General features: G+C 47.7%; 7 protein-coding genes. All 7 read left to right on the forward strand.

All coding sequences use genetic code 11. From position 1 onward, the window contains the following. The first annotated feature begins 101 nt into the window (after positions 1-101). Positions 102-1,982: an alpha/beta hydrolase family protein gene (locus AC3A8L_RS18860; protein ID WP_487963826.1), complete on the forward strand. Its 1,881-nt coding sequence runs from the start codon at positions 102-104 to the stop codon at positions 1,980-1,982. A 49-nt stretch (positions 1,983-2,031) separates the two neighbouring features. Further along, positions 2,032-2,277 carry a DUF6868 family protein gene (locus AC3A8L_RS18865; RefSeq protein WP_487963827.1) on the forward strand — a complete coding sequence of 82 codons (246 nt, stop codon included), beginning with the start codon at positions 2,032-2,034 and terminating at the stop codon, positions 2,275-2,277. Positions 2,278-2,391: 114 nt separating this feature from the next. Continuing rightward, positions 2,392-2,832, forward strand: coding sequence for a cupin domain-containing protein (locus AC3A8L_RS18870; protein WP_487963828.1), 441 nt, complete (start codon positions 2,392-2,394; stop codon positions 2,830-2,832). A gap of 92 nt (positions 2,833-2,924) precedes the next feature. Further along, positions 2,925-3,344, forward strand: a complete 420-nt coding sequence (locus tag AC3A8L_RS18875) for a hypothetical protein (protein ID WP_487963829.1) — start codon at positions 2,925-2,927, stop codon at positions 3,342-3,344. Between the two features lie 189 nt (positions 3,345-3,533). After that, a complete protein-coding gene (locus AC3A8L_RS18880; RefSeq protein WP_487963830.1) occupies positions 3,534-4,886 on the forward strand; it encodes an MATE family efflux transporter in 1,353 nt (450 codons plus the stop codon). Between the two features lie 12 nt (positions 4,887-4,898). Continuing rightward, a complete protein-coding gene (locus AC3A8L_RS18885) occupies positions 4,899-5,699 on the forward strand; it encodes a PhzF family phenazine biosynthesis protein (protein ID WP_487963831.1) in 801 nt (266 codons plus the stop codon). After that, the coding region (locus tag AC3A8L_RS18890) for a M20/M25/M40 family metallo-hydrolase (protein WP_487963832.1) at positions 5,689-6,432 on the forward strand (744 nt) is incomplete at its 3' end. The genes AC3A8L_RS18885 and AC3A8L_RS18890, both read left to right, overlap by 11 nt.

Below are 6,432 nucleotides of genomic sequence, written 5' to 3' on the forward strand. Positions count from 1 at the left end.
AGATAAGGAGGTCGAGATCAAGCATTAGTGGATAAAATATTGTTTCCTCGTCCCTTAAACACCTATTTCATTCAATACACACAACCATAAGGATATGACGTTTGAAAATACTGTCGTTTCTACTATTTACGCTTTCTTGTATGGCCAGCATTAGCTGGGCCTCGTCCGTAACACCCAAGCCCTCACCCGCCGATTTTGCCAAACTCCCGCAAGCTAGTTACTTTCAACTCTCCCCAGATGGTAAAAGTATTGCCTACCAAATGGTGCATGAGGGAAAACCAGCGTTAATTACTAAAGCCTTGGCCGTGGATTCTGACATTAAGCTGGGTGCGTTGCCGTTGAATGGTGCGCACTTACAGTGGTTTCGTTGGGTGAATAATGAGCGTCTGTTAGTCGCTATTCGTATGACAGCTGAAGCTTATACGTTACGTAAAACCACTTTCTGGGTGAAAGAGCCTAAGCGCAGCTTTATCCGCGTATTTAGTGTTGATCGCAGCGGCTTAAATCCCGTTTATTTCGATATGGCGTCGAATAAGTATGGCCACACTTTAAGATACCCGCGCTTAATCAGTCTGTTGGCGGATGACCCAAAACATATCTTAATGAGCCTAGATCCTTTAGACGATAAATTTAATGAAGCCCAGATACATAAGGTAAATGTCTACACCGGGAAGAAAACGCTCGTGGAAGGCAATCGTGGAGGGTATTCCTATTTTATGGCGGATAATGATGGGAAATTACGCGTTGCTTTTAAATTCAGCGTGGGTTCCGGCACTGATATTGCCATCTACACTCGGCCTAACGAAGAGTCTTCTTTTAAGTTGCTAGAGAAAAAGTCGTTTTTGGCCAAAGATGCTTTAAGACCAATACGTTTTGATTACGCTAGAGACAATGTACTGATTTTTACTTCTGGGGAATTAGAAGACGATAACTATGATCAAGATGATGAAGACCTTTTTGAATTAGATATTGTTACTGGTGAGTGGCTGGGTCCGCATACCGATAAAATTAGAGATAACGCCAAAGCCGTCCTGGAAAAAACATTTAAGGGTAAGCGGGTCAGGCTTCGTTCGTGGGTGGATGACGTAACATTAGACAAAGCTATTTATGAGGTGTACAGCGACATATCTCCTCCCCAATATTTCCTCTTAAACTTAAAAGAAAAACGTATGGATTTTCTGGCCTCTGCTTATCCGCAGCTGGAAGGTGCTGCTTTAGCCAAAATGGAACAAGTCGAGTATAGCGCTCGTGATGGACTGAAAATTCCTGCGTATTTGTCATTACCTGCCTCCGCTAGGGGTATTGAAAAACCCAAACTACCCGCGATTATTTTCCCGCACGGTGGTCCTTGGGCGCGTGATTATTGGGGTTTCAATAATTATGTTCAATTCTTCGCCAGCAAAGGTTATGCAGTTTTTCAGCCACAATTTAGAGGTTCAACGGGATTTGGTGTTGAGCATTTGCGAGCGGGGGATAAGCAGTGGGGCTTAGCGATTCAGGATGATATTACCGATGGCGTCAACTGGCTGGCGAAAGAGGGCATTATTGATCCTAAAAAGGTCTGTATTGCTGGTGCAAGTTTTGGTGGTTATGCCACCGGTATGGGGCTGGCATCGACGCCTGAACTTTACCAGTGCGGCATTAGTATTAACGGTGTTTTGGATATGAAGCTTTTCAACAATGAAACTCTTCGGCACAATGAGTACAACAGAGAGTTGACTAACCCTGAGTGGGGTATTGCTAAAGTATCGCCATATCATTTGAGTAAAAAAATTGATGATCCTCTGTTAATTATTTACGGTGAAGACGATAGCGTGGTTGATCCTGAGCACTCGATCAAAATGCACAAGCGGCTTAATAAAAAGGGTAAAACGACTGAGTTGGTTAAATTGCCCAAAGGCGAGCATTGGCGAACTATTGAAGCGAATGAAATTAAAATGTTTGAAGCGATGGATGAATTTTTAAACCAGCATTTAAACTAAAACTCTTCAGGGGTATAGTGCGGTTACACTCCCACATCAGGCATGCACTATGCCCCTTGATATACTCCTACACGTTTTAGGTTGGAGCGCAGCCATTAACATAGCTGTGCTTTGTTTTTCTACTATCGCCCTTATTGTGGCTAAGAACCCGATTACGGTATTGCAAGCTAGACTGTTTGGCATCACGCCGGAGCAGTGTCGGTTGGCGGCTTATCGCTACTTGGCCAACTACAAAATTTTAGTATTAGCTTTCAATCTCGCACCTTATTTGGCGTTGCGTATTGTGGTGGGTTAGCCATTCATTCACTGATGAATTGATCGAGAAGGGCATTTCCTTTATCGTATTCGGCATTGCGCCGGCGTCCAGCTTACCGGCTTACCTTCCACGCCTTTAATTTGAGCCCTCCCAATGGCTATTTTTTCTTTTCTTTCAAAGCCTTACAACAAAATCAATGCACTTATTTTTAGTCGCCGTAGTAAGTTTGAAGTCGGCGATAGTATGAGTAAAGAGGGCATGAAAGGTCTTACGTTTCACCCTGCTAACGTATTAGAGGGTGACCCTAAAATGCGTGCCAAAACCTTAACCCTCTCTGGTGATGGCGGCTTTATGACGGCGTTATGGGACTGCAGCGAGGGGCGGTTTATGTGGTACTTCAAGTGTGACGAGATGGTTCATATCTTGGAAGGCGAAGTGATTGTGACGGTGGGTGATAAAACCGAGCGCTTGGTAAAAGGTAGCGTTGCGTTTTTCCCCATTGGTACGGCGAGTGAATGGCATGTGCCTAACTATGTGTTCAAGCTGTTTTCCCACCGCAATCCTACCCCAACAGCTAAGCGCTTATTCGGTTAAGAGTGGTAGGCTCATTCCTGTTTGCTATAACGCAACCGCGGGATATGGGCTACAGTTTAAAGGCTGATCAATGAATATTGATGGAGGCCGCTATGAACGCACAGAGCACTATCCACGACCCTACATTGTTTGCCGGCTTAACCGCTTTGGCTAAATCGTCGTTCCCCAAGCGTTGCAACACCTGCGGGCGAGATTATCCGAATGTTGATAGCTTTATCGCAGAGACCGAGGCCTTACAGGGACATAGTGGTTTAAAAGCCGCAATGGATGATGAGGGTGATTCGATGGTGGAGCTATTCCGTAACTGCGTGTGTGGTTCGACTTTGCTCGATTTTTTTAACGACCGCCGCGACCTTACGGACGAAGGCGCGCGAAGGCGTGCTAATTTTGGTGAGGTATTGGGTTACCTTGAAGCGCGCGGTATTCCTCACCATCAAGCGCGGCTAGAACTCCTTAAAGTGATGCAAGGTGAGAACAGCCAAGTGCTCAGCGAGCTTCCGCCCGACGACTAGGATCTCACCTAGTCATGCTTGATCCCGCGTTATTCTAATAACCTGCTTTCCTTGCAGGCCCCCTTCGCTAGTTTGATCAACTATTATTACCTTGCGCCTTAAGTTCTGTCGTCATCGTCCAGCCAGAGGCTAAGCACAATTTCACAAAGCACGTTATATTGCCCGACCATGTCACAAGGCCATTGTTTTATGCCCCTATTGCAACGCACCCTTCAGGAATGGCGTACTTTATTACGCTTAGGTGCACCGATTTTAATCGCGCAATTAGCGCAAATGGCTAACGCTTTTGTTGATACCGTGATGGCGGGCAACGCCAGTGCTTATGACCTAGCTGGTGTTGGTATTGGTGTGAGTTTTTGGGTGCCGCTATCGCTCTTTTTTGTGGGTTTACTGGGGGCATTACAGCCCATAGTTTCGCAGCACATGGGGGCCAAGCAACCCAGTAAAATTCACCCAGTTGTGTGGCAGGGCATCTACCTAAGCCTTATTGGCAGCATTGTAATGATGGCGCTGCTGTGGAATGCGATGCCGGTGGTCGACTTATTTAATGCGGACGCCAAAACCAGCGCGATTGTGGCCGGTTATTTACAGGCGTTTGTTTGGGGTGTACCCGCCTTACTCTTATTAACCGCCTTGCGTGGATACAGCGATGGTATGGGCCACACGTGGGTCTTTATGGCTTTTTCGCTGTTCGGTACCGCTTGTAATATTCCGCTTAATTATGTGCTTATTTACGGCAAGCTCGGGTTGCCGGCTATGGGCGGTATTGGTTGTGGTTGGGCCACCACAGGCGCAAACATGCTCGCATTGATGGCGATGTTGGTTTATTTGGTGTGGGGCAAACAATTTCGCGGTTATCGCCTGTTCAAAAAAATTAGCCCGCCGAATACCGTGTTAATAATGTCGATTTTGCGCTTGGGCATTCCTATTGGTATTACCCTGTTTGTGGAAGTGAGTATGTTCTGCGCCATCGCGCTTTTTCTCGCACCGCTGGGGGCACAAACCGTGGCGGCGCATCAAATGGTGCTTAATGCCACCTCGATAGCTTTTATGGTGCCCTTGAGCTTAGGCATGGCCGTACTCTTACGGGTGAGTTACTTAGTGGGTGATGAGTCACACGCGCAGGCGCGCCTAGTGGCCTATTCTTCGATTGTTTTAGCGTTAATGATTGCGTGTATCAACGCCCCTATCCTTTACTTCGGTCGCAGCGCCATTGCCAATATTTATACTCACGAGCCGGCCGTGGTGGCTATTGCTACACAGCTATTTATGTTGGCGGCTATTTTTCAAATTGTGGATGTTATTCAAGTGGTGGCGGTTAACGCCTTGCGGGGCTATAAAGATACAACGCTGCCCATGTTCATTATTGTGCTGGCTTTTTGGGCGGTCTGCTTGCCCTTAGGCTATGTTTTGGCGTATACCTCTTACGTAGTTCCTGCGATGGGCGCTGCTGGCTATTGGGTGGCTTTAACGGCTGGTTTGGCGATTGCCGCCATTTTGCTCACATGGCGACTCTTTGTTTTTAAACCTCAACACGCTTAGGTGAACCCTGCGATGCAAACCGTTTATTTTGTGAACGCATTTACCCTGCAAACACCACATTCTGGCAATCCAGCGGCGGTGTGTATTTTGGATGAGTGGCTGGCCGAATCGACCATGCAAAGAATGGCGGCACAGCATAATCTTGCCGAAACGGCTTTTGTGGTCGAAATTGGTTCGGGCTTATTTACGATTCGCTGGTTTACGCCCTCAGTGGAAATAGACTTGTGTGGCCATGCCACCCTAGCGGCCGCCCATGTGTTGATTACCCGCTTTGGTGTGCAGCACGATATTATTGCCTTTGAGTCTGCTAGTGGCACTTTATTCGTGCGACGCGAGCCACAACTGACGCTCGATTTCCCTATGCGCAAGTTGGTGGAAACAGAGCAGGCTCCCCTTTACCAGCAGGCTTTTAATCTGCCCAGTGCACCCGTTTTTTATAATGAATTAGCGTCACTTATTGAGTGTGAAAACGAAGAGGCCGTCAGGGACTTTCAGCCCAATATTGCAGTGATTGAATCATTACCTGCGCGCATTCACTATTTGACGGCAGCAGCAACGTCATGTGATTTTGTGTGTCGTGTGTTCGCGCCCAAGCTGGGCATACCGGAAGACCCTGTTACGGGCTCGGCCTATACCAGCTTGATGCCTTATTGGAGTGAAAAGTTGCAGCGTACAACGTTAAAGGCAAAGCAGCTTTCGGCACGTGGCGGCGATATTAGCTTGGCACTAAGTAATGATCGCGTACTCATTGGCGGCCAAGCACAAACTGTAATTGTCGGCGAATGGGCCATCGAGGTAGACCATGAATATTAAGCGCTATATTAAACAATTGAGTGAGTTGGTGGCGCTGCCTTCTGTTAGCTGCGCCAGCCCTGACTTGGACATGTCCAATAAAGCCGTGATCGATACGCTGGCGACGTGGTTTGAGCCCTTAGGTTTTCAATGCCGCGTAGAAGAAGTGGCCGGGCACTCCGGTAAATACAACTTAATTGCCGTAAAAGGCCAAGGTGATGGAGGGGTAGTATTCGCGGGGCATTCCGATACGGTGCCCTATAACGCCGAGCGCTGGCAGCAAGATCCTTTCAAATTAACCGAAAAAGACGAGCGCTTGTACGGCCTTGGCGCCACCGATATGAAAGGGTTTTTCCCCGTGGTCTGGGCCGCATTACAAGCCTTCGAGAATGCCCAGTTCAATGAGCCCGTGATTATCATTGCCACCGCCGACGAAGAATCTAGCATGAGCGGTGCGCGTGCATTGGCCGAGCAATTAATGCCTAAAGCGCGCTACGCGATTATTGGCGAGCCCACTGAAATGCGCCCTGTGAATATGCACAAAGGCATTTTAATGGAGGCGATTAAAATTGAAGGCAAGGCTGGTCATTCTTCGAACCCCGCATTGGGGGTGAACGCCATGGAGAGTATGCATGCTGTGATGGCGGAGCTTTTGAGTTATCGCCACGATCTACAGCAAAAATACCAAAACCCGCATTTTGAAGTGACGGTACCCACCTTAAATCTTGGCTGTATTCACGGTGGCGATAGCCCT

The sequence above is a fragment of the Marinagarivorans sp. genome (assembly GCF_982758155.1).

Coding starts and splice junctions, on each gene's coding strand:
- AC3A8L_RS18865 (WP_487963827.1), top strand. CDS start 2,032: ATGCCCCTTGATATACTCCTACACGTTTTAGGTTGGAGCGCAGCCATT.
- AC3A8L_RS18870 (WP_487963828.1), top strand. CDS start 2,392: ATGGCTATTTTTTCTTTTCTTTCAAAGCCTTACAACAAAATCAATGCA.
- AC3A8L_RS18875 (WP_487963829.1), top strand. CDS start 2,925: ATGAACGCACAGAGCACTATCCACGACCCTACATTGTTTGCCGGCTTA.
- AC3A8L_RS18880 (WP_487963830.1), top strand. CDS start 3,534: ATGCCCCTATTGCAACGCACCCTTCAGGAATGGCGTACTTTATTACGC.
- AC3A8L_RS18885 (WP_487963831.1), top strand. CDS start 4,899: ATGCAAACCGTTTATTTTGTGAACGCATTTACCCTGCAAACACCACAT.